17 protein-coding genes are annotated in these 18,321 nt (G+C 67.2%); 6 read left to right on the top strand and 11 right to left on the bottom strand.

What is annotated here, in order from left to right:
* Positions 1-194 precede the first annotated feature (194 nt).
* The gene (locus B9N97_RS20530) at positions 195-2,093 is read left to right on the top strand and encodes a potassium transporter Kup (RefSeq protein ID WP_085089597.1); all 1,899 of its coding nucleotides are present in this window, start codon (positions 195-197) and stop codon (positions 2,091-2,093) included.
* Between the two features lie 158 nt (positions 2,094-2,251).
* The gene (locus tag B9N97_RS20535; RefSeq protein ID WP_143266794.1) at positions 2,252-2,797 is read left to right on the top strand and encodes a fasciclin domain-containing protein; all 546 of its coding nucleotides are present in this window, start codon (positions 2,252-2,254) and stop codon (positions 2,795-2,797) included.
* Between the two features lie 68 nt (positions 2,798-2,865).
* Here B9N97_RS20535 and B9N97_RS20540 read toward each other — a convergent pair whose 3' ends face one another.
* From B9N97_RS20540 to B9N97_RS36790, 5 genes are all read right to left on the bottom strand, one after another.
* Positions 2,866-6,360: a tetratricopeptide repeat protein gene (locus B9N97_RS20540; RefSeq protein WP_085089598.1), complete on the bottom strand. Its 3,495-nt coding sequence runs from the start codon at positions 6,358-6,360 to the stop codon at positions 2,866-2,868.
* A gap of 1 nt (position 6,361) precedes the next feature.
* Positions 6,362-7,087 carry an OmpA/MotB family protein gene (locus tag B9N97_RS20545; RefSeq protein ID WP_085089599.1) on the bottom strand — a complete coding sequence of 242 codons (726 nt, stop codon included), beginning with the start codon at positions 7,085-7,087 and terminating at the stop codon, positions 6,362-6,364.
* Positions 7,084-7,884 (bottom strand): hypothetical protein, encoded by an 801-nt coding sequence (locus B9N97_RS20550; RefSeq protein ID WP_085089600.1) that lies wholly within the window; start codon positions 7,882-7,884, stop codon positions 7,084-7,086. The genes B9N97_RS20545 and B9N97_RS20550 overlap by 4 nt, the downstream gene beginning before the upstream one ends.
* A gap of 4 nt (positions 7,885-7,888) precedes the next feature.
* Entirely contained in the window at positions 7,889-8,596 is a 708-nt protein-coding gene (locus B9N97_RS20555; RefSeq protein ID WP_085089601.1) for a protein phosphatase CheZ, read from the bottom strand.
* 283 nt (positions 8,597-8,879) lie between these two features.
* The gene (locus tag B9N97_RS36790) at positions 8,880-9,008 is read right to left on the bottom strand and encodes a hypothetical protein (protein WP_256379245.1); all 129 of its coding nucleotides are present in this window, start codon (positions 9,006-9,008) and stop codon (positions 8,880-8,882) included.
* A 331-nt stretch (positions 9,009-9,339) separates the two neighbouring features.
* On the opposite strand from B9N97_RS36790, the gene B9N97_RS36795 reads away from it, so the two are divergent.
* On the top strand, positions 9,340-10,335 hold the full coding sequence (locus tag B9N97_RS36795; RefSeq protein WP_085089602.1) for a patatin-like phospholipase family protein: 996 nt from the start codon (positions 9,340-9,342) through the stop codon (positions 10,333-10,335).
* A gap of 95 nt (positions 10,336-10,430) precedes the next feature.
* A complete protein-coding gene (locus B9N97_RS20565) occupies positions 10,431-12,011 on the top strand; it encodes a matrixin family metalloprotease (RefSeq protein ID WP_085089603.1) in 1,581 nt (526 codons plus the stop codon).
* 24 nt (positions 12,012-12,035) lie between these two features.
* On the opposite strand, the gene B9N97_RS20570 is transcribed toward B9N97_RS20565, so the two are convergent.
* Complete coding sequence (locus B9N97_RS20570) at positions 12,036-13,022, bottom strand: SAM-dependent methyltransferase (RefSeq protein ID WP_244560812.1); 987 nt, start codon at positions 13,020-13,022, stop codon at positions 12,036-12,038.
* Positions 13,023-13,230: 208 nt separating this feature from the next.
* Between B9N97_RS20570 and B9N97_RS20575 the strand changes: the two genes are divergently transcribed.
* Positions 13,231-13,518: a (2Fe-2S)-binding protein gene (locus tag B9N97_RS20575; RefSeq protein WP_085089604.1), complete on the top strand. Its 288-nt coding sequence runs from the start codon at positions 13,231-13,233 to the stop codon at positions 13,516-13,518.
* Positions 13,519-13,990: 472 nt separating this feature from the next.
* Positions 13,991-14,296, top strand: coding sequence for a hypothetical protein (locus B9N97_RS20580; RefSeq protein ID WP_085089605.1), 306 nt, complete (start codon positions 13,991-13,993; stop codon positions 14,294-14,296).
* A gap of 58 nt (positions 14,297-14,354) precedes the next feature.
* Here the strand turns inward: B9N97_RS20580 and era are convergent, their stop codons facing one another.
* Genes era through B9N97_RS20605 form a run of 5 tightly spaced genes read right to left on the bottom strand, consistent with a single transcriptional unit; the run spans position 14,355 to position 18,277 of the window.
* On the bottom strand, positions 14,355-15,500 hold the full coding sequence (era, locus tag B9N97_RS20585; RefSeq protein WP_244560813.1) for a GTPase Era: 1,146 nt from the start codon (positions 15,498-15,500) through the stop codon (positions 14,355-14,357).
* A complete protein-coding gene (gene rnc, locus B9N97_RS20590; protein ID WP_085089606.1) occupies positions 15,493-16,278 on the bottom strand; it encodes a ribonuclease III in 786 nt (261 codons plus the stop codon). Before rnc ends, era begins: the two co-directional genes overlap by 8 nt.
* Positions 16,279-17,046 carry a signal peptidase I gene (gene lepB, locus B9N97_RS20595; protein ID WP_085089607.1) on the bottom strand — a complete coding sequence of 256 codons (768 nt, stop codon included), beginning with the start codon at positions 17,044-17,046 and terminating at the stop codon, positions 16,279-16,281.
* A complete protein-coding gene (gene acpS, locus B9N97_RS20600; RefSeq protein WP_085089608.1) occupies positions 17,043-17,528 on the bottom strand; it encodes a holo-ACP synthase in 486 nt (161 codons plus the stop codon). The genes lepB and acpS overlap by 4 nt, the downstream gene beginning before the upstream one ends.
* Positions 17,525-18,277, bottom strand: a complete 753-nt coding sequence (locus tag B9N97_RS20605; protein WP_085089609.1) for a pyridoxine 5'-phosphate synthase — start codon at positions 18,275-18,277, stop codon at positions 17,525-17,527. The genes acpS and B9N97_RS20605 overlap by 4 nt, the downstream gene beginning before the upstream one ends.
* Positions 18,278-18,321 lie beyond the last annotated feature (44 nt).

Consider the following 18,321-nt stretch of genomic DNA (forward strand, 5'->3'; position numbering starts at 1 on the left):
AGCCCGTGCTGGCGTTGGACGCCGTAAGCGCGTATGAGAAAAGGCGATGTGCGTCGGTGGGATGATTGGCCGGTAAGCCTGTTCCGCCGGATGGCTCCGACCGTTCGCAACCGCCGAAGGGGCGACGGGCCGGATCATCGCCGCCGCACCGGGCGCCATCGAACGACGGACCAACTTCGGACCGCAATCACTGCATGACTGATACCGCTTTGAAGGCCGCGCCGCCCGACTCCGGCAAGCTCGCGACGCTGACCCTGGGTGCCCTTGGGGTCGTGTACGGCGACATCGGCACCAGCCCGCTCTACACCCTGCGCGAATGCTTCGCCGGCGAGCATGGGCTCGCCCTGACCCATGACAACGTCCTGGGTATCATGTCGCTGGTGTTCTGGGCGCTGGTGATGGTCGTCACCGTCAAATATGTGGGCTTCGTCATGCGGGCCGACAACAAGGGCGAGGGCGGCATCCTCTCGCTTCTGGCGCTGGCGTCCAAGACGCGGCCGGATGCGTCGGGCAAGCTGACCGTTCTGACGGCGCTCGGCCTGTTCGGCGCCGCGTTGTTCTACGGCGACGGCATGATTACCCCGGCGATGTCCGTGCTGTCGGCGGTCGAGGGTCTGGGCGTGGCGGAGCCGGCGCTGGAGTCGGCGGTGGTGCCGCTGACCGTCGCCATCCTGATCGCCCTGTTCGCCATCCAGAGCCACGGCACCTCGCGCGTCGGCGCGCTGTTCGGCCCGATCATGCTGGCGTGGTTCTCCACGCTCGGCATCCTCGGGCTGCTGGAGGTGATCCAACAGCCGAGCGTGCTTGTCGCCTTCAATCCGTACTATGCCATCGCCTTCTTCGCCGAACACGGCATCGCCGGCTTCCTGGTGCTGGGCGCCGTGGTGCTGGCGGTGACCGGCGGCGAGGCGCTCTATGCCGACATGGGCCATTTCGGCCGCCGCCCGATCCAGGTGGCGTGGCTGGCGGTGGTGCTGCCGGGCCTGCTGCTGAACTATCTAGGCCAATGCGCGCTTCTGCTGAACGACCCGACGGCGGTGCGCAGCCCCTTCTATCTGCTGGCGCCGGAGTGGGGGCTCTATCCGCTGATCGGCCTGTCCACCGCCGCCACCGTCATCGCCAGCCAGGCGGTGATCTCCGGCGTCTTCTCGCTGACCCGGCAGGCGGTGCAGTTGGGCCTGTGCCCGCGCCTCGACATCCGCCACACCTCCGCCGAGGAAGAGGGGCAGATCTACATCCCCCGCGCCAACTGGGGCCTGCTGGCCGCGGTGCTGGGGCTGGTGTTGGTCTTCCAATCCTCCAGCCGTCTCGCCGCCGCCTATGGCATCGCGGTGACCGGCGACATGATCATCACCACCACCCTGTTCATCGTGGTGGCGCGGCGGCGCTGGAACTGGAGCCTGCCGCTCTGTTTCGCCGTCGGCGCGACCTTCCTGACGGTAGAGGTGTCCTTCTTCGCCGCCAACGCCGTGAAGATCCCCCATGGCGGCTGGGTGCCGCTGGTGATCGCCTGCGTCACGCTTGGGCTGATGTCCACATGGCGCCGTGGCCGGGCCGTGCTGACCAAGCGGCTGGCCGAGGAATCGCTGCCGCTCGACGCCTTCATCCAGCGTCAGGCGAAGAAGGGCGACATCCAGCGGGTGAAGGGCACGGCGGTCTTCATGACCTCCAGTTCCAACACCGTGCCGATCGCCCTGCTGCACAACCTGAAGCACAATCAGGTCCTGCACGAGCGCATCGTCTTCGTCACCGTGGTGGTGGAGGATGTGCCGCGCGTCCCCGCCAAGGACCGCGTGGTGGTGGAGGGGCTTGCCGACGGCTTCTACCGCATCACCGTGCGCTACGGCTTCTCGCAGGAGCCGAACATCCCCAAGGCGCTGCGCCTGTGCAAGGCCTTCGGGCTGGAGTTCGACGTGATGGCAACCTCCTTCTTCCTGGGCCGCGAGACGCTGATCCCGCAGATGAACTCCCAGATGGCGCTGTGGCGGGAGAAGCTGTTCGTGGTGATGTCCCGCACCTCGGTCAGCGCCACCGACTTCTTCAAGCTGCCGCCCAACCGTGTCGTGGAACTGGGAACGCAGGTGCAGCTATAGCCGGCGGGAGACGGCGACTGCACCACCGAAGAATTACCTCTTTCGAGACAGCATAAATCAGTATCACGCACAGATTCTGCTGTGATCTGAACCAAAGCCTCCCCCGTAACGGTGTTGTGTCCGCGGGAAGCGGACCTTCACCGACAAGAGGGAATGCTATGAAGAAGGTTGCCACCGTGGCGATCGCCACCCTTCTTTTTGCCGGTTGCGCCAATGCGGCCATGGAAAAGATGGTCGGCGGCGCGCCGATGTACCCCAGCAAGACCATCGTGGAGAATGCGTCCCAATCCAAGGACCACACCACCCTCGTCGCCGCCGTGAAGGCCGCCGGGCTGGCCGACACGCTGAACGGCAAGGGCCCCTTCACCGTCTTCGCCCCCACCAACGAGGCCTTTGCCGCCCTGCCCGCCGGCACCGTCGACACCCTGTTGAAGCCGGAGAACAAGGCGCAGCTGACCAAGGTGCTGACCTACCACGTCATTCCCGGCAAGCTGGACGCCAGGGACATCGTGGCGGACATCAAGAAGGGCAATGGCAAGGCCATGCTGAAGACGGTGGAAGGTATGCCGTTGACCTTCACCCAGTCCGGCGATGCCGTGATGGTCGCCGACGCCTCCGGCACCATGGCGCGTGTCACCATCGCCGATGTCGAACAGTCCAACGGCGTCGTCCACGTCATCGACAAGGTTCTGCTGCCGAAGTAATGGCCCCAGGCCAACGGCGCGGAGCGGGCGGCGGGGCGCAGCAATCCCCCGCAAGGCGTCCCGCCGCCTTATGAAGTGGGCTTATCGCCGGACTGCTTTCCGCCGCGATATTCTTTCAAAAACTTCTTGAACATGTCCACTTCCGCAACGCGGGAGCGAATGGTGCCGACGTCGATCAGGCCCATGGCTTGTTCGGGGCGGGTCAGGATGCGGAAGGCGTCCTCATTCGGCCCGCCCTTCATCGACCCTTCGAAATCCTTCTTCAGCAGGTTCAGCCCGTTGCCGTCGCCGGCCAACGCCAGAGCCACCGCACGGTTCAGCACCAGCTGCGACATGTTGGGGTCCAGCGGCTTGCCGGCCGCAGGCGGCGGGCCGATCACCTTGTTCAGCGCCAGCGCCGCCGCATCCCATTTCTGCCCCTTCCACGCGATGTCGACGCGCAGCAGGTTGGCGTTGGTGCTGTCGTCCTGGGCCAAAAGCTGCATCGCCTCGTCGCCGCGGTTCAACTCGGCCAGCGCCTTGGCCTGCATCAGCCGCCGCTCGGCCGTCAGATCGGCCGGCAGCCCGGCGACATTGGACAGCTCCAGCGCCTTCAGCGCCTCTTCCGGCTTGTTGTCGAGCAGCCGGACGGAGGCCAGACGCGTGCCGACGCGCGCCTTGTCCAGCCCGGACAGGCGGTATTCCACCTGATGCTGCAGGAGGTCGGCCGCGCGGTTCAGCAGATCGATGGAGATCAGCCGTTCCGCCAGCTGCCGGATGATCTCGTCGCCCGCCTCACCCACCGGGGTCAGCTCGCGGAACTGGTCGTAGAGCTGCAGCGCGTCCAGCGTCGGCAGGCGCTGCGCCCCATCCTTGAACAGGTCGGCGAAGATGCGCGACATCTCCTTGGTGATCGCCTCGGCCCTGGGCGTGTCGGCGACCAGGGCCGCCGTCTCCTTCATGGTGTTGAAGCCCTTGGCATATTCGCCGCCGGCGATCAGCACCTCGCCCATGCGGGAGCGAATCTGCATCTCCAGGTCGTCGCCGCGCCAGGTGAAGGTCAGGCCGGCCAGCTGCTCCGCTGCGGCGGTCGGCGACATCTTGCCTTCCGACAGCTCCAGATTGGTCAGCGCCAGCCCGGCCTTGGCGCGATAGAGCCGGTCATAGCTGTTGTAGGCGGCGGTCAGCTGTTCCCGCGCCTGATCGATCTCCCCGGTCTGGGCAAAGAGCAGACCACGCAGATATTGCGTCTGCGGATTTTCCTCCTGATCCGGGCCGCTGTGTTCGAGCACCCGGTCGAACAGCCGCTTGGCGGTGGCGGTGTCGCGCGTCTCCAGCGCCGCTTCCGCCGCCCGCAGGCCGAGCTTGCCGATCATCGGTTCCGGATAGCTGTTCAGGATCGGGCCGGACGCCTTGAAGCCGGCCATCGCCTTGGGCCAGTCGCGGCGGTCGGCGGCGATGGCGGCGCGCCACAGATTGGCTTCCGGATTGCCGGCCAGCGACGGGATCGACAGGTCGGCTTCCGCCCCGTCCAGATCGCCGGTCAGCACGCGGGCGGCGCCACGCAGCGCGCGGAACTCCGGCCAGCCCTCCAGGTCCGGCTGGTTCTGCTGCAGCACGTCCAGCATGCCGAGTGTTTCCTGACCGAAGCCGTTGGCGAAATAGAACCGCGCGAGGTCGAGCTGCGCCTTCGGCCGTTCCGACTCCGGCGCATTGACCACGGCCAGCTGCAGATCCTGCCGCGCCTCGGTGAAATGATCGAGGTCGCCATGCTTCCAGGCCGGCAGATTGAACAGGCGGCGGCCCTGCATCTGGGCGGGCTGCGCCTTCGGCGGTTCCATGGCGGACGAGGCGCCGCCGGCCGGCGGATTGACCGGAAGCGGTGCCGCGGCCAGTTGCGACGGAACCGGCTGGGGAGCGGATGCCGGTGGAGGTGGCGGCGGTGGCGCGACCGCCGGGTTTCCGGCATCGGCGGCGGGCGACAGGTGCAGGCCGCCTGCGGTGGTCAGCTCCACCCCCTCCTTGATCGCGCGCACCGTCACATTGTCGGAGATCGGCCGCACCACCACGCCCTGATAGGACGGCATCACTTCCAGATCGGGATACCGATGGGGTTCGGGCACACCCTGCCCCGCGCTGGGCAGCGGGACCACCTGGATGCGGTCGCCGACGTCGGGGTCGGCGAACTGCACGACGTTCGCCGCGTCGGGCGCACGCACCAGCAGCCGGGCGCCGAGAAGGAAGTCAGGGTCAGGCTCAACGCGAAGATCGTTGGCGCTGCCCATGTTGGCCGGACGGGCGGAGGACAGGATGCGCCATGTGGTGCCCTGCCGTTCCACCGTCGGCCAGACCATGGGGCCGATCTTGGTGCGGAAGACGCTGCCGCCGGTCGCCGGAACCGGCTCCACCGCGCCCATCAACTCGGAACCCGGACCGCTGAGTTTGCCGGCGCCGATGGGCATCGGCCGGTCGAACACGATGTAAAGTTGGCCCGCCCGCGGATAAACGGCAATGGAGGCCGGCCCGCCGGTGTCGAAGGTCAGCACCGGTCCCTTCGGACCCGCCGCCGGCTGAGCCTTGGCATCGGCGGGCGCCGCCGGTGCGGCCTTGACCTCCGCCGGCGGAGAGTTGGGAGGCGCCGCGGCATTCGTCATCGGCACGGGAGCCGCGGCATTCGCCGCGGTGGCCGAGCGACCGGAGGTCGCCGATGCCGTGGTTGGCGTATCCCTGCCGCCTTCCCTAGCCTGCCCGCCTTCGCTGCCGCGGGTTCCGGACGCACCCTCGTTCTTGGGCAGGCCGGCGCGGGAACCGGGGTTGCCGACGGACAGCACCACCGACTTGCCCGATGCGCTGTCGGACACCTCGGCATCCTGCGGCACGGCGAGCGTCACCGACAGCGCGCCGTCGGCCCGCCGATAGGCCTCCACATTCCGGATGTTGCGCAGTGCCGCCTTGGAGACTGCCGAAAGGTCGGCGATGCCGCCCTTGTCGAAGGCGACCGTCACCGCGGCGCCGTCGCGCGTGACCGTGTGGCCGACCGGCGACGGCCAGTCGAAGGTCAGGCGGCTCTGGTCCGGCTGGTCGGCTCCGCGCACGCGAAGCCGCCCGGCGGAGGGCACCGGCTTCACCGCTTCCGCTTTCGCGGGTTCCGGCTTCGCGTCCTCCGCCTTGGCGGCCGTCTGCGGCGCAGCCGGCGACAGGTCGATGGCGATGGCGTTGCCGTTGCGGAAGCTTTTCAGCGAGACCGGACGCTTCAGGTCGAACAAAACCGTCTTGCCGTCCGCCTCGATCCGTCCGGCGGACAGATAGCCGGGCAGTGCCCGCACCAGACGATCGAGCGGGGCGTCGATGCTATCGGTAAAGGTAACGACCAGCCGGTCGCCCTCGACCGAAGCGGTGTAATCGACCTTGCCCGGCCAGTCGAAGACCAGCCGGCCGAAATCCTTGTGGGTGCCGCCGCGCACCGGAACCGTGGCGGCCTCCGCGGCCGGGGGAGACAGCAGGACCGGCACGGCAAGCAGCGCCACCGCCGCGGCACAGCCGCGCAGCCAGCGCTTCCACTCTTGGGCCGTCCGGTCCGTCACCTCAATCCGCTCCTTCCTCTCGCACCACGATGTCGACCGGCAGGCGCCCGTTGCCGACACCCCCTGCCCCATCAACCGGCATCATCACCGCGCGTGCCACCAGATCACGGCGATAGCCGGTCTCGCGCAGCGCGGCGGACACGGCGACGGCTCGAGTCAGCGCCCGTTCCCAGGCGACGCCACCCGTCGCATCCTCGTGCTCCGCATGGCCGACCAGTTCGATCCGGTTGCCAATCCGGCCGATGACGGCGCCCAGCAGGAACAGCACCCGCCGACCCTCCTCGGTGAAGGCGGCGCCGGTGGGATCGAACATCCGCTCGCCGGGCAGGCGGATGACGACACGGTCATCCTCGCGCCGAACCTCGACAACCGCCAGTTCCGCGTTCGACCGCAGCTGGCTTCCCAGCAGGGCAGCCAGATAATGCAGGTCGATGGCCGCCCTGGCTTCCACCGCCCTGGCGTTGAAGGCGGCGCCGGGATCGGCGGGGCGGTCGGACGGGGTGCTTGCGGTCGACCGCGCGGCGGGGATCGCCTCCGCCACGCCTTTCGCCAGACGGGTCCAGCGCTCCGCCTCCGGCTCGCTCATCGAATACATCAGGACGAAGAAGGCGAGCATGAGGGAGATCAGGTCGGTGAAGCTGATCAGCCACAGCGTCTTGCGCTGGCCGCCGCGATCCTCCGCCCCTTCGATCCCGGCCTTGTTGACGACGCCCGGAATGCGGATCATTTCCGCACCTCCGTCTTCCCTGCCTTCGGGGATTTCGCGGCCGTCCCGTCCTCGTCCCAGCGCAGGGAGAACAGCAGGCGCACGCCGCCCGGCTCCCCGCGCTCGATCCCGACGGTGACATTGCGGGCGGGCGCGCCATCCTCGACCAGCGCGCGGGCCAGAACGCCGGCACGGGCGACCGGCCCCGGCGGCTGGCTGGGCGTCCCCGTCGGTCCGATGCCGAGCAGCGCGTCCAGCTCCACCCGCTCGCCCTGGCGCGACTGGCGCAGGGCATCGGCGATGCGGTCGATCAGGCCCTGACGGTCCGGCCGCAGGGTCATGGTGCCGGGAAGGAACAGGTCGTCGGCCGGCAGCCGGACCTCCAGCAACTGGCCGGGGGCGACCACCTCCACCTTGGCGACCGCCACCGCGGTGGCGAAGAGGGTGCCGACATCCTCCAGCCGCTGCACGGCGAAGACGGTCCCGGCGCGGGAGGCCACCGGTTCGGAACCATCGCGCAGGCGCGGGTCGATGACGAAGCTGGGAAAGGTCCGCTCCAGCGAAGCGGCGACCGCCTTCACCTTCTGCACCGTCTGCACCGAATTGGCGTTCAGCACGATGAAGAAGACCAGAAGCAGCAGGAACAGCGACAGCAGAAGCAGGATGCTGCCGTTGTTCGGGTTGGCATGCCCACCAATGCCGACACCGCCGACCCGCGGGACCCGCAGCGGCGGCAGCCCGGCATTACCCGTCCCCGGTCCTGCACCTTGGGCCGTGTGGCCGCCGGTGGGCCTGCTGATGGGTGCGCCGGGCAGCATGGCGTCAGTCGAAGCTGGCCAGCAGACGGTCGATCTCGTCCTGGTCCATGGCGTTGCCCGGCATCTGCGGCCCGTGCAAAAGCTGCTTGTCCGCCTCTTCCTCGCTCATCGGTTCGTAATGGACGGCGGCCTCCGCCTCCTCCGCCGCCAGCTTGGCCAGCCGCGGGGCATGGTTCTGCCGCACTTCGCTGCCGAAGGCGGCAACGATCATGTCGACTTTCGATTCGATGTGCTTCAGCGTCCGCACCACCTTGCTGATGCGCTGGCCGGTAATGTCCTGGAAGTTGCAGGCCTCGTAGATCTTGGTGATCTGGTCGTTCAGCTTGGCCGAGTTGTCCGCATCCGTCTGCCCGGCGATGGCACCGATGGCGTCGCAGGCGTCAAAGATGGCGAAGGTCGCCTTCTCGGTCGCGCCGATCACCGCGTCCAGCTCGTCCGTGGCGGTGCGGATATGTTCGTCGCGGATTTCGGCCGGCTGCAGCGCCGCGATTTCCTGCTTGGCCGTCTCAATGAATTTGGCGAGGTCCACGACTTCCTTGTAGAGGCGCAGGTCGGTGGCGGAAATGTCGCCGTCCATGCTGCCCAGGATGTTGCGGACGATGTCCGTCACCTCGTCGCGCGACAGCGGCGTTTCTGCTTCCGCAAAGGCGGCGTCGAGGCGCTGTCTCAGGAGCTTCTGTTCCGTCACGGCGGATTGGGCGGAGAAGGTCATCGGGCGTGTCCAGCGAGAGGGGCAAGGCCTTGGCGGAATATGCCGGAACCACCCCGGTCCGCGCCCTCCAGCGAGCGCCCGTCGAGAGCCCCTGCGGCGGAGGTTCGACGCTCCGTCCGATCGTGGCGCCCAACCGTCCCAGGAACTGTCCGAGCCGACCAAGCGTAGGGTCGTGAGGGTTAATAGCCCGTAAAGAGGACCCCGTCGCCGCTCCCATGGCGCCACAGAAGTTGCCGGCGCGCCACACTGTGGCCCGTGCGACCGTACTGAGGCAGGCTGGGGATCAGAACAGACCGGCGGCGGCCGGCGCACCAAGAAGCGCAGCCAGGACCAGCAGGGTGACGGCAATCAGCCGCTCCGCGGTCGACCAGCGTTTCCAGTCCTTTCTGAAGCTTTTCAGTTCGTCGGCCATGGCAAGCCTTCCGGGTTCGGGAACTACACTGCAACGCAACGAAAATGCATCGGGTCCAGTTGACGCATGGTTAAAATCGGCCGGGACAGCGATCATACCGTCGTACTGGCACAGAAATGCCACAGTCACGGCCCCGATTCCGATGATCCAGGTCAAAGATCGGGTAAATTTTCGCCATTTGCCATTTTCACCTGCGGTGATCGCCGGCACTCCGGCGGCGTGCCACTTCCGGCAGCTTCCGATACCGGGCGGCGATGCCTAGATGATAAGCTCTAGATCAAGCCTCCGATCCGGTATCGGATTCTTGTGGGGGCGCTGACGGGGGAAGCGGATGGCGAAGGGAACCGACCTGAAGATCGGGCTTGCGCTGGGCAGCGGCGCTGCGCGCGGTTGGGCGCATATCGGCGTCCTGCGTGCGCTGGAGGAGATCGGGATCAAGCCCGATATCATCTGCGGAACCTCCATCGGCGCCGCGGTCGGGGCCGCCTATCTGACCGACCAGATGGACGAGCTGCAGTCCTGGGCGCAGAAGATGGGCTGGCTGGGCATGCTGGGCATCATCGACCTCACCTTCCGCCGTGGCGGCCTGGTCGCCGCCGAGAAGGCGTTCGGCCGCTTCGACAACGAGCGCAGCAATGTCCTGATCGAGGATCTGCCCCTGCCCTTCGCCACCGTCGCCACCGACCTGTCGACCGGGCGCGAAATGTGGCTGCGCGACGGTCCGCTGATGTCGGCGGTGCTGGCGTCCGCCGCCATGCCCGGCCTGTTCCCGGCGGTGCGGCGCGACCACCACCTGCTGGTCGACGGCGCGCTGGTCAATCCGGTGCCGGTCTCGCTGTGCCGGGCCCTCGGCGCCGACGTGGTGGTGGCGGTCAATCTGAACAGCGAACTGTCGCCGCTGGGCCGGCCGAACGGCCGCGGCAAATCGGACGCGGTCAAGGCGGTGTCTGCCAAGGTGCCGGAGCCGGTGGTCGCCGGCGGCGATGCCGGCTCGCCCGCCTTTTCGCATCTGACCAGCCAGATCTCCACCTGGCTCGGCCGCAAACCCACCCGACGGACCCGGTTCCTGGCCGATCAGATCGACGACGCCCAGGCCCACAAGCCGATGCCGAATGCGCTGGAGGTGATGGCGGGCTCCATCGACATCATGCAGGACCGCATCACCCGCTCGCGTCTGGCCGGCGAGCCGCCGGACGTGCTGATCGCGCCGCGGCTGGCCCATATCGGGATCCTGGAATTCGACCGAGCCGCGGAGGCTGTGGAGATCGGCCATGCCGCCGCCTCGATGCTGCGTCCGTCCATCGAGTTGGCACTGCGGCGTGCCTGACCTGTTGCGCTGGCAACCGTGCTCGTATTTCGTATAAGCGGTAGTCCGGAATCCCTCTGGACACCTCAACCGACCGCCGCGGGAACCGAGCGTCCATGAGCCAGTCAGCGCCGACCTCCAACATTTCCGCCCTGCTCGCCAGTGGGACGCCGCATTGGGGCAACAACGGCACCGTGCTGAACGGCAGGTCCGTCGGTGCCGCCGCGACCGTGACCTACGGTTTCCTGACCAGCGCGCGGCAAATCTCCACCGCCGATTCGGCCGGATTCGCCGCCATGAACAGCGCCCAGCAGGCTGCCGTCCGGCAGGCGCTGGCGGCATGGAGCGCGGTCGCCAACATCACCTTCACCGAGATCGCCAACCCGACCGCCGCGGAAGTGGCTTTCGGCACCAACCGACAGTATGGCCAGTCGGCGGCCTATGCCTATTACCCGTCCACCGCCTCCCAGGGCGGTCAGGTCTTCCTGGCCAACGACAGCGCCACGAACACCAACCCGACGACGGGCAGCTACGGCTACATGACGATCATCCACGAGATCGGCCATGCGCTGGGCCTGAAACATCCCGGCAACTACAATGCGGCCTCCGACGAGGGGACGGAGGGTCCGTACCTGTCGTCCGCACAGGACAATTATGCCTACAGCATCATGTCCTACAACGACAGCGACGCCCTGCCGTCCGGCACCTATCTGACCGGCCCCAGCCTCTACGACATCGCGGCGATCCAGTATCTCTACGGCGCCAACATGTCGGCCGCTCCCGGCGACACCAGCTATACGCTGAACACCGGCAGCTTCATCACCCTGTGGGATCCCAACGGACACAACAGCCTGAACGGCAGCGCCCAGACGGCGGCGCTGTCGCTGGACCTGCGCGACGGACAGTTCAGCAGCGCCGGCTCCACCACCTTCCTGGCGCTGGCATACGGCACCAAGGTTCAGCAGGCGATCGGCGGCAGCGGCAACGACAGCTTCACCGTCAACAACCTGGGCAATGCGCTGGATGGCGGCGGCGGCACGGATACCGTGGTGTTCAGCGGCAGCCGCACGCAATACAGCGTCCAGCAGCTGGACGGCAGCCGTTATATCGTCAACGGCGCCAACGGCACCGACATCCTGGCCAACATCGAGTATCTGCGTTTTTCCGACAGCAGCAGCGCGCTGTCCGCCACGGTGTCCGGCAACTTCGACACCCTGCGCTACATCGCGTCGAATGGCGACCTGATCGCCGCGTTCGGCACCGACACGGCGGCGGCGGCGCAGCACCTCGCCAACTCCGGCGTTTACGAAGGCCGCAGCCTGAGCGGATTCGACCCCTACAATTATCTGGCCGGCTATGGCGACCTGATCTCGGCCTTCGGAACGGATGCCGCCGCGGCGACCCGTCATTTCATCACCAACGGCTATCGCGAGGGCCGCAACTCCAGCCTGTTCGACACGCTGTCCTACGAAGCCAGCAATCCCGACCTGATCGCCGCCTACGGCAACAACCGCGAAGCCGTGGAACTTCATTACATCCAGTTCGGCCGCTTCGAGGGACGGTCCCTCAGCCGATTCAACGCCGCCGCCTATCTGGCCGCCAACCCGGACGTCAACGCCGCCGTCGGCGGCAGCCTGTCCGGCGCCCGGCAGCATTATGTCAGCTTCGGTTATGCCGAAGGGCGGGCGCTGGCCTGACGGAAATGGCCGAAGGGACGGCGCTCACTGCGCCGGCCACATCCAGGTCAGCTCGTGCTTGTTGTGGTGCAGGTGGACCACCCGGCCGCCGGGAATCGCGGCGAAGGCGCGGGCGGTCTCGTGGTCCGTCTCCGCCTGGAACTTCAGCGTACAGATGAAGCGCTTGGCCAGCCCGCTGTCCATCCACTCCTTCACCAGCCGCAACAGCCGTGTCGGGTAGCAGATCACGTCGCAGCACAGCCAATCCACCGGGCCGACCGCCGCCGGCTTCAGGCCGAAGGCGCTTTCCTGGCGGATTTCCACCCGCGGCAGGGCTGCGATGGCAGGGTCGAGCGGCGCCTTGTCGACGCTGACCACCGACGCCCCCAACTCGTGCAGCACCCAGGTCCAGCCGCCCGGACAGGCGCCGAGGTCGAGACAGCGGTCGCCCGGACCCGGCTGCTCCCCGAACAGGGTCAGCGCCTCCCACAGCTTCAGATAGGCGCGGTTGGGCGGCGCGGTGCGGTTCTCGACGAAGGTGACCTCGCCGTTGCGGAACGGGCTGGAGCAATGCGCAGCGGCGATGATGGTGGACTCGTCGGTCAGCGTCCAGGAGCCCAGCGGCGCCGTCGGCAGGGGCGACGGGAAGACCACCGGCTTGGCCGACACGTGCGGCAGATTCTCCTGGATCAGGGCGGCGCGGCGGTGATGCCGCTGCGACCACAGCGCCCAATTGCGCTGGATGCCGCGCAGCGCCTTGGCACCGCCCTTGATCGACGAGAACTCGATGCGCACCGGGTCGTACCAGATGTTCTGCGCCCAGGCGGCCGGCCGCGCCGGGCCGTCGACGAAGACCAGCCGGCCGTCGACCGACGCGACTTCCCCCAGTTCCGCCACCAGATCGTCGAGGAAGCCGTCCGCCGCCAGATAGACCGTCTGGCCGAGCGGAGTCACCACCGCGCCGGGGGCCTGCTGCGGGGTGCTATATGGATCGCTTTTGGCGGGGGCGTTTTTGGGGGTGCTGTCGTCCATGCCCCACGGGCTACCGCCGCCGGCCGCCGAATGCAAGCGCAAGGATGCGGGATCCCCTCTTTCGAACTGACGCGAAGGGGGTTGTGACAAAGCGTCGCGAAAGCTCTTATATGCGATTGGTTCGCAATAGCGGCATTGACAACGATTCTCACTCTCAGCTATTGCTGGGCGCAGGATACGCACCGCAACCGACCGTCGCCGAGGGCTAATGTACGTCTGCATCTGCCACGCGTTGAACGACAAGAAGGTCAAGGCCGCGCTGGATCAAGGCGCCACGACCCCGGCCTCGGTGTTCCGCCATCACAATTGCCAGGTCCAGTGCGGCAAATGCGTGCCCACCATGCGCAGCATGGCCAGCGAGCATCGCGCCATCATGGCCCAACAGGCTGCCATCGCCGCAATGCCGGCGGCAACCGCGCCCTGCTGCGGTACGGCGTCGATGCCGGAACCGGCCAATGCCGAAGCCATTCCCGCCTATGCGGTCGCGGCCGAGTGAACACGCGCACGAACGCTCTACCACTTCCGACTTTCCGCCCGGATCCGGGGCTACAACCTCGCCTTTAGGCTGCGACAGATTGCGCGCCGTCTATGATTTTTGGGCGGATTGACCCTGCCCTGCCAATGCGGCACAAAAGCGTCACCAAAACAAAAGAACGTCGTCAAAAAGGCGGCGTATAAAAACGCCAACGGGCCGGATGAAACCGGCCCTGGAGGAAACGCAATCCAACCAGGAAGACTTCCTCGGCCACCGGGTTTGCCTTGTCCTTTTCGGGCTGGGGCAACCCGGCGGGATTTGGATTCGGACGGACATCCCGCAACTGCTAAATCGCATTGCAAAATCGTTACGGCTTCTCCCAAAGGGGCTGTGACGACTGCGCTTCCGGTGCGTTTGCGCAGTATCGGCGTCGGGATATCCTGCCGACCGGCCGAGAGGTCAAAATCGGTTGAGGATCAAAGGAGGACACTTCATGAGCCGCCGCAACCGGCAAGCCTTCGACACGCTGAGCCGTGATCTCGTGCTGCGCGCCACCGACCGCATGGAAACCCTGCGATCAATGGTGGAGCGTGCGGACAGCGACCGGCGAGAGACGTGGGAGCGCACGCTCGACCGCCTCCGCGGCCTGAACAATCGCGCCATCGCCCGCATCGAGGCCGCCCATATGGCCGATGACGACGCATGGCCCTTCGCCCGCGCCCAGGCCGATCAGGCCATGATGGAGCTGATGCGCGCGCTGGACGAATTCGACGGTCATCTGCGTCTGCTGGCCGCCTGAGGCTTTACCGGCCCTGGAATGGAAAAGGCCCTCTCCCGCGGGAGAGGGCCTTTGTCGTTCAGGACGCCCCGAAATCCAGCCCCCAGGCCGAATAGCGTTCCGGATCGTCGACCCACCCCTCGCGCACCTTCACGAATAGGATCAGGTGGACGCGGCGCTCCAGCATCGCCGTCAGCTCGGTCCGCGCGGCGGAGCCCAGCGCCTTGATCCGCTGGCCGCCCTTGCCCAGCACGATGGCCTTCTGGCTTTCGCGCTGCACGAAGATGACCTGCGAGATCTTCACCGATCCGTCGTCGAACTCCTCCCACACCTCGGTCTCGACCGTGGCGGAATAGGGAAGCTCCTGGTGAAGCTGCAGGAACAGCTTCTCGCGGGTGATCTCCGCCGCCAGCAGGCGCATCGGCATGTCGGAGATCTGGTCCTCCGGGAAATGCCACGGCCCTTCCGGCAGGCGGTCGGCCAGGAACTGCTTCAGGTCGGCGACGCCATCCTCGGTGATGGCCGACACCATGAAGATGTCGGAGAAGATGCCCTCCTGCCGGAAGGCGTCGGCGATGCCCAGCAGGACGTCCCGCTTCACCAGATCGATCTTGTTCAGGATCAGGATCGCTTCGCGCCCCTGCTCCTTCAGCCGGGCGACGATGCTGCGGGTGTCCTCGTCGATGGAGCGGCGCGATACGTCATAGAGCACGCCGATCACGTCGGCATCCTCCGCCCCCTGCCAGGCCGCCGCCACCATGGCGCGGTCCAGCCGGCGCTTCGGCTTGAAGATGCCGGGGGTGTCGACGAAGATCATCTGGGCGTCGCCCTGGATCGTGATGCCCAGCACGCGGGTGCGGGTGGTCTGCACCTTCGGGCTGACGATCGACACCTTGCTGCCGATCATCGCGTTCAGCAGCGTCGACTTGCCGGCATTGGGCGCGCCGACCAGGGCGATGAAGCCGCAGCGCGGATGCTCCGGCATCGTCGGCAGCGGCGGCAGGACGGAGATGGGCTGCCCGCGCGGGGCATCCTCATCGGCCTCGTACTCGTCGTCCTCGTATTCGCCGTCTTCGTCGTCGAAGTCGCCGTCTTCGGCGTCCTCGCCGCCAACGCCCTCATGGTCGAGCGCCTCGTCGTCCATCAGGGGCTCCGGGGTCGGCTCCGCAGCTTCGGAACCGGGCTGAACCTTGTTCTTGTCGATGTCGTCGCGACCGTCAGTCATCGACCTGTACTCCCACCTGGCGCAGCAATGCGCTGGCCGCCTTCTTTTCCGCGATGCGCTTGGACGAGCCGGAGCCGCTGACCGGCTCCATTCCCGCAACATGCACCGCAACCACGAACAGCGGCTCGTGCGCCGGGCCGCTGCGTTCGATCAGTTCATAACGGGGCAGCGGCTTTCCGCGCCCCTGCGCCCATTCCTGCAGCGTCGTCTTGCTGTCCAGCGGAGGCGGCGTCGCCTTGTCGATCTCGCTGGCGAGCGCCTCGCGGACGAATCGCGTCACCGGCTCCAGCCCGCCGTCGAGATACATGGCGCCCAGCACCGCCTCGCAGGCATCGCCCAGGATGGTGCGGTTCTCCCGCCCGCCGCTCTGCGCTTCCGCCGGCGACAGGCGCAGATAGGCGCCCAGCCCGATGGCGTCGGCGACGCGGCCCAGCGATTCCCGGCGCACCAGCGCTGCGTGCCGCTTGGCCAGCGCCCCTTCGCGCTCGTTCGGATAGCGCTCCAGCAGCCATTGCGCAACCACCAGCCCGACGACGCGGTCGCCCAGGAACTCCAGCCGCTCATAGGCGATGCCCGGCCCCTTGTGCGATTTGCGGCCGGCCCGCTCCAGCCCCATCAGGCTCGGGTGGGTAACGGCGTCGCGCAGAAGCGACGGGTTGGAAAACTCATAGCCCAGCGCACGCGCGAGGCCGGCGACGTCCGCGGACTGGACGGCGCCATCGGCCTCGGGTTCGGAGCCGGCGCCCGCGTCGGCAGGCGCCTTGGTGACGATGGACACTTACCGGACTCCGTTGAACAGGCGGCTGAAGCGCAGATCGACCGGCCAGCGCCAGATCTCGTAGAAGCGCGTGCCCTCGTCGAGCGAGAAGAACAGGAATTCGGCGCGGCCGACCATGTTTTCGATGGGAACGAAGCCGACCTGCGACGGAACGCGGCTGTCCAGCGAGTTGTCGCGGTTGTCGCCCATCATGAACAGATGGCCGGCCGGCACCTTGAACACCGGGGTGTTGTCGAGCGGGCCGTTGTCCGACTCCTCGATGATGCGGTGGGTGCGGCCGTTCGGCAGCGTCTCGATGAACTGCGCCGTGCGGATGCTACGGCCCAGCGGATCGGTGGTGACGTAATCCTCGATCCGCTCGCGCTTCACCGGCTGGCCGTTGATGTGCAGGATGCCGCCAATCATCTGGATGGTGTCGCCCGGCAGGCCGATCACCCGCTTGATGTAGTCGGTCTTGTTGTCGCGCGGCAGCTTGAACACCGCCACGTCGCCCCGCTCCGGCATGGAGCCGAAGATGCGGCCCTCGAACAGCGGCAGGCCGAAGCCGACCGTGTATTTGCTGTAACCGTAGCTGTATTTCGACACGAACAGGTAGTCGCCGATCAGCAGCGTCGGGATCATCGACCCCGACGGAATGTTGAACGGTTCGAAGGCGAACGTCCGAACGCCGAAGGCGATCAGCACGGCGAAGATCACCGTCTTGACGGTCTCGGCGAACCCGGATTCCTTGGTCTTGGCGTTGGACGCCGTTTCTTTCTGAAAGGTCATTCTGGGTTCGCCGTATTGGTGGGCATTGTGGGCTCGGTGTTGGCGGACTCGATCGGTTCGGCGCTGATGACGACGAAGGCCTCGGCCATCGGATATTCGTCGGTCAGCGTCACATGGATGCGGGCGCGCATGCCCGGCGGCGTGATCGCCTCCAGCCGGGCCAGTGCGCCGCCGGTCAGGCGCATCGTCGGCTGGCCGGACGGCAGATTGACCACCCCCATGTCGCGCCAGAACACCCCGTCGCGGAAGCCGGTGCCCAGCGCCTTGGAGCACGCTTCCTTGGCGGCGAAGCGTTTGGCATAGGTAGAGGCGCGGGCGTTGTTCTTCGCGGCGGAGCCTGCGCGGCGTTCCGACTTGGCCTGCTCGACCTCGGTGAAAATGCGGTCGATGAAGCGCTTTCCAAAGCGCTCCAGCGACTTCTCGACCCGCCGGATGTCGATCAGGTCGTTGCCGATGCCGATGATGGTGCCGGACATCATCATCGGGCGGGCGCCGCCGCGTTCCGCGCCGTGTCCATGGCCTTGCGCATGCGGGCGATCGAGTTGGTCAGCCCGACGAAAATCGCCTCGCCGATCAGGAAATGGCCGATGTTCAGCTCGACGATGGTCTGGATCGCCGCCACGGGACCGACGGTGTCATAGCTCAGGCCGTGGCCGGCATGGCATTCCAGCCCGATGGCCTCGGCATGGGCGGCGGCGCGGACGATGCGCGCCAACTCCGCCTCGCGCGCCCCAGCGTCATGGGCGTCGCAATAGGCGCCGGTGTGCAGTTCCACCACCGGGGCGCCGAGGCGCTTGGCGGCGTCGAGCTGCGCCGGTTCCGGATCGATGAACAGGGAGACGCGGATGCCGGCGGACCCCAGTTCGCCGACCGGGCGGACCAGTTGGTTGTATTGGCCGATCACGTCCAGCCCGCCTTCGGTGGTGACCTCGGTGCGCTTTTCCGGCACGAGGCAGGCGGCATGAGGCTTGTGGCGCAGCGCGATGGCCAGCATTTCGTCGGTCGCCGCCATCTCCAGGTTCAGCGGACGGTCGATCTCGGCCATCAGCCGGTCGATGTCGCGATCCACGATGTGGCGCCGGTCCTCGCGCAGGTGGGCGGTGATCCCATCGGCCCCGGCCTCGATGGCGAGCTTCGCCGCGCGGACGGGATCGGGATGCGCCCCGCCGCGCGCGTTGCGGACGGTCGCCACATGGTCGATGTTCACGCCGAGGCGCAGGAAACGGGACATGCACGGACTCCAAAGCGCCGCCGCCCGCCGGAACGGGCGGGGGC

This window comes from Azospirillum oryzae (assembly GCF_900177515.1).
Taxonomy (GTDB): Bacteria; Pseudomonadota; Alphaproteobacteria; order Azospirillales; family Azospirillaceae; genus Azospirillum; species Azospirillum oryzae_A.

Coding starts and splice junctions, on each gene's coding strand:
- B9N97_RS20555 (WP_085089601.1), bottom strand. CDS start 8,596: ATGACCTTCTCCGCCCAATCCGCCGTGACGGAACAGAAGCTCCTGAGA.
- B9N97_RS20535 (WP_143266794.1), top strand. CDS start 2,252: ATGAAGAAGGTTGCCACCGTGGCGATCGCCACCCTTCTTTTTGCCGGT.
- B9N97_RS20550 (WP_085089600.1), bottom strand. CDS start 7,884: ATGCTGCCCGGCGCACCCATCAGCAGGCCCACCGGCGGCCACACGGCC.
- B9N97_RS20545 (WP_085089599.1), bottom strand. CDS start 7,087: ATGATCCGCATTCCGGGCGTCGTCAACAAGGCCGGGATCGAAGGGGCG.
- lepB (WP_085089607.1), bottom strand. CDS start 17,046: ATGACCTTTCAGAAAGAAACGGCGTCCAACGCCAAGACCAAGGAATCC.
- B9N97_RS20575 (WP_085089604.1), top strand. CDS start 13,231: ATGTACGTCTGCATCTGCCACGCGTTGAACGACAAGAAGGTCAAGGCC.
- B9N97_RS20605 (WP_085089609.1), bottom strand. CDS start 18,277: ATGTCCCGTTTCCTGCGCCTCGGCGTGAACATCGACCATGTGGCGACC.
- B9N97_RS20565 (WP_085089603.1), top strand. CDS start 10,431: ATGAGCCAGTCAGCGCCGACCTCCAACATTTCCGCCCTGCTCGCCAGT.
- B9N97_RS20530 (WP_085089597.1), top strand. CDS start 195: ATGACTGATACCGCTTTGAAGGCCGCGCCGCCCGACTCCGGCAAGCTC.
- era (WP_244560813.1), bottom strand. CDS start 15,500: ATGACTGACGGTCGCGACGACATCGACAAGAACAAGGTTCAGCCCGGT.
- B9N97_RS36790 (WP_256379245.1), bottom strand. CDS start 9,008: ATGGCCGACGAACTGAAAAGCTTCAGAAAGGACTGGAAACGCTGGTCG.
- B9N97_RS36795 (WP_085089602.1), top strand. CDS start 9,340: ATGGCGAAGGGAACCGACCTGAAGATCGGGCTTGCGCTGGGCAGCGGC.
- acpS (WP_085089608.1), bottom strand. CDS start 17,528: ATGATGATGTCCGGCACCATCATCGGCATCGGCAACGACCTGATCGAC.
- B9N97_RS20580 (WP_085089605.1), top strand. CDS start 13,991: ATGAGCCGCCGCAACCGGCAAGCCTTCGACACGCTGAGCCGTGATCTC.
- B9N97_RS20570 (WP_244560812.1), bottom strand. CDS start 13,022: ATGGACGACAGCACCCCCAAAAACGCCCCCGCCAAAAGCGATCCATAT.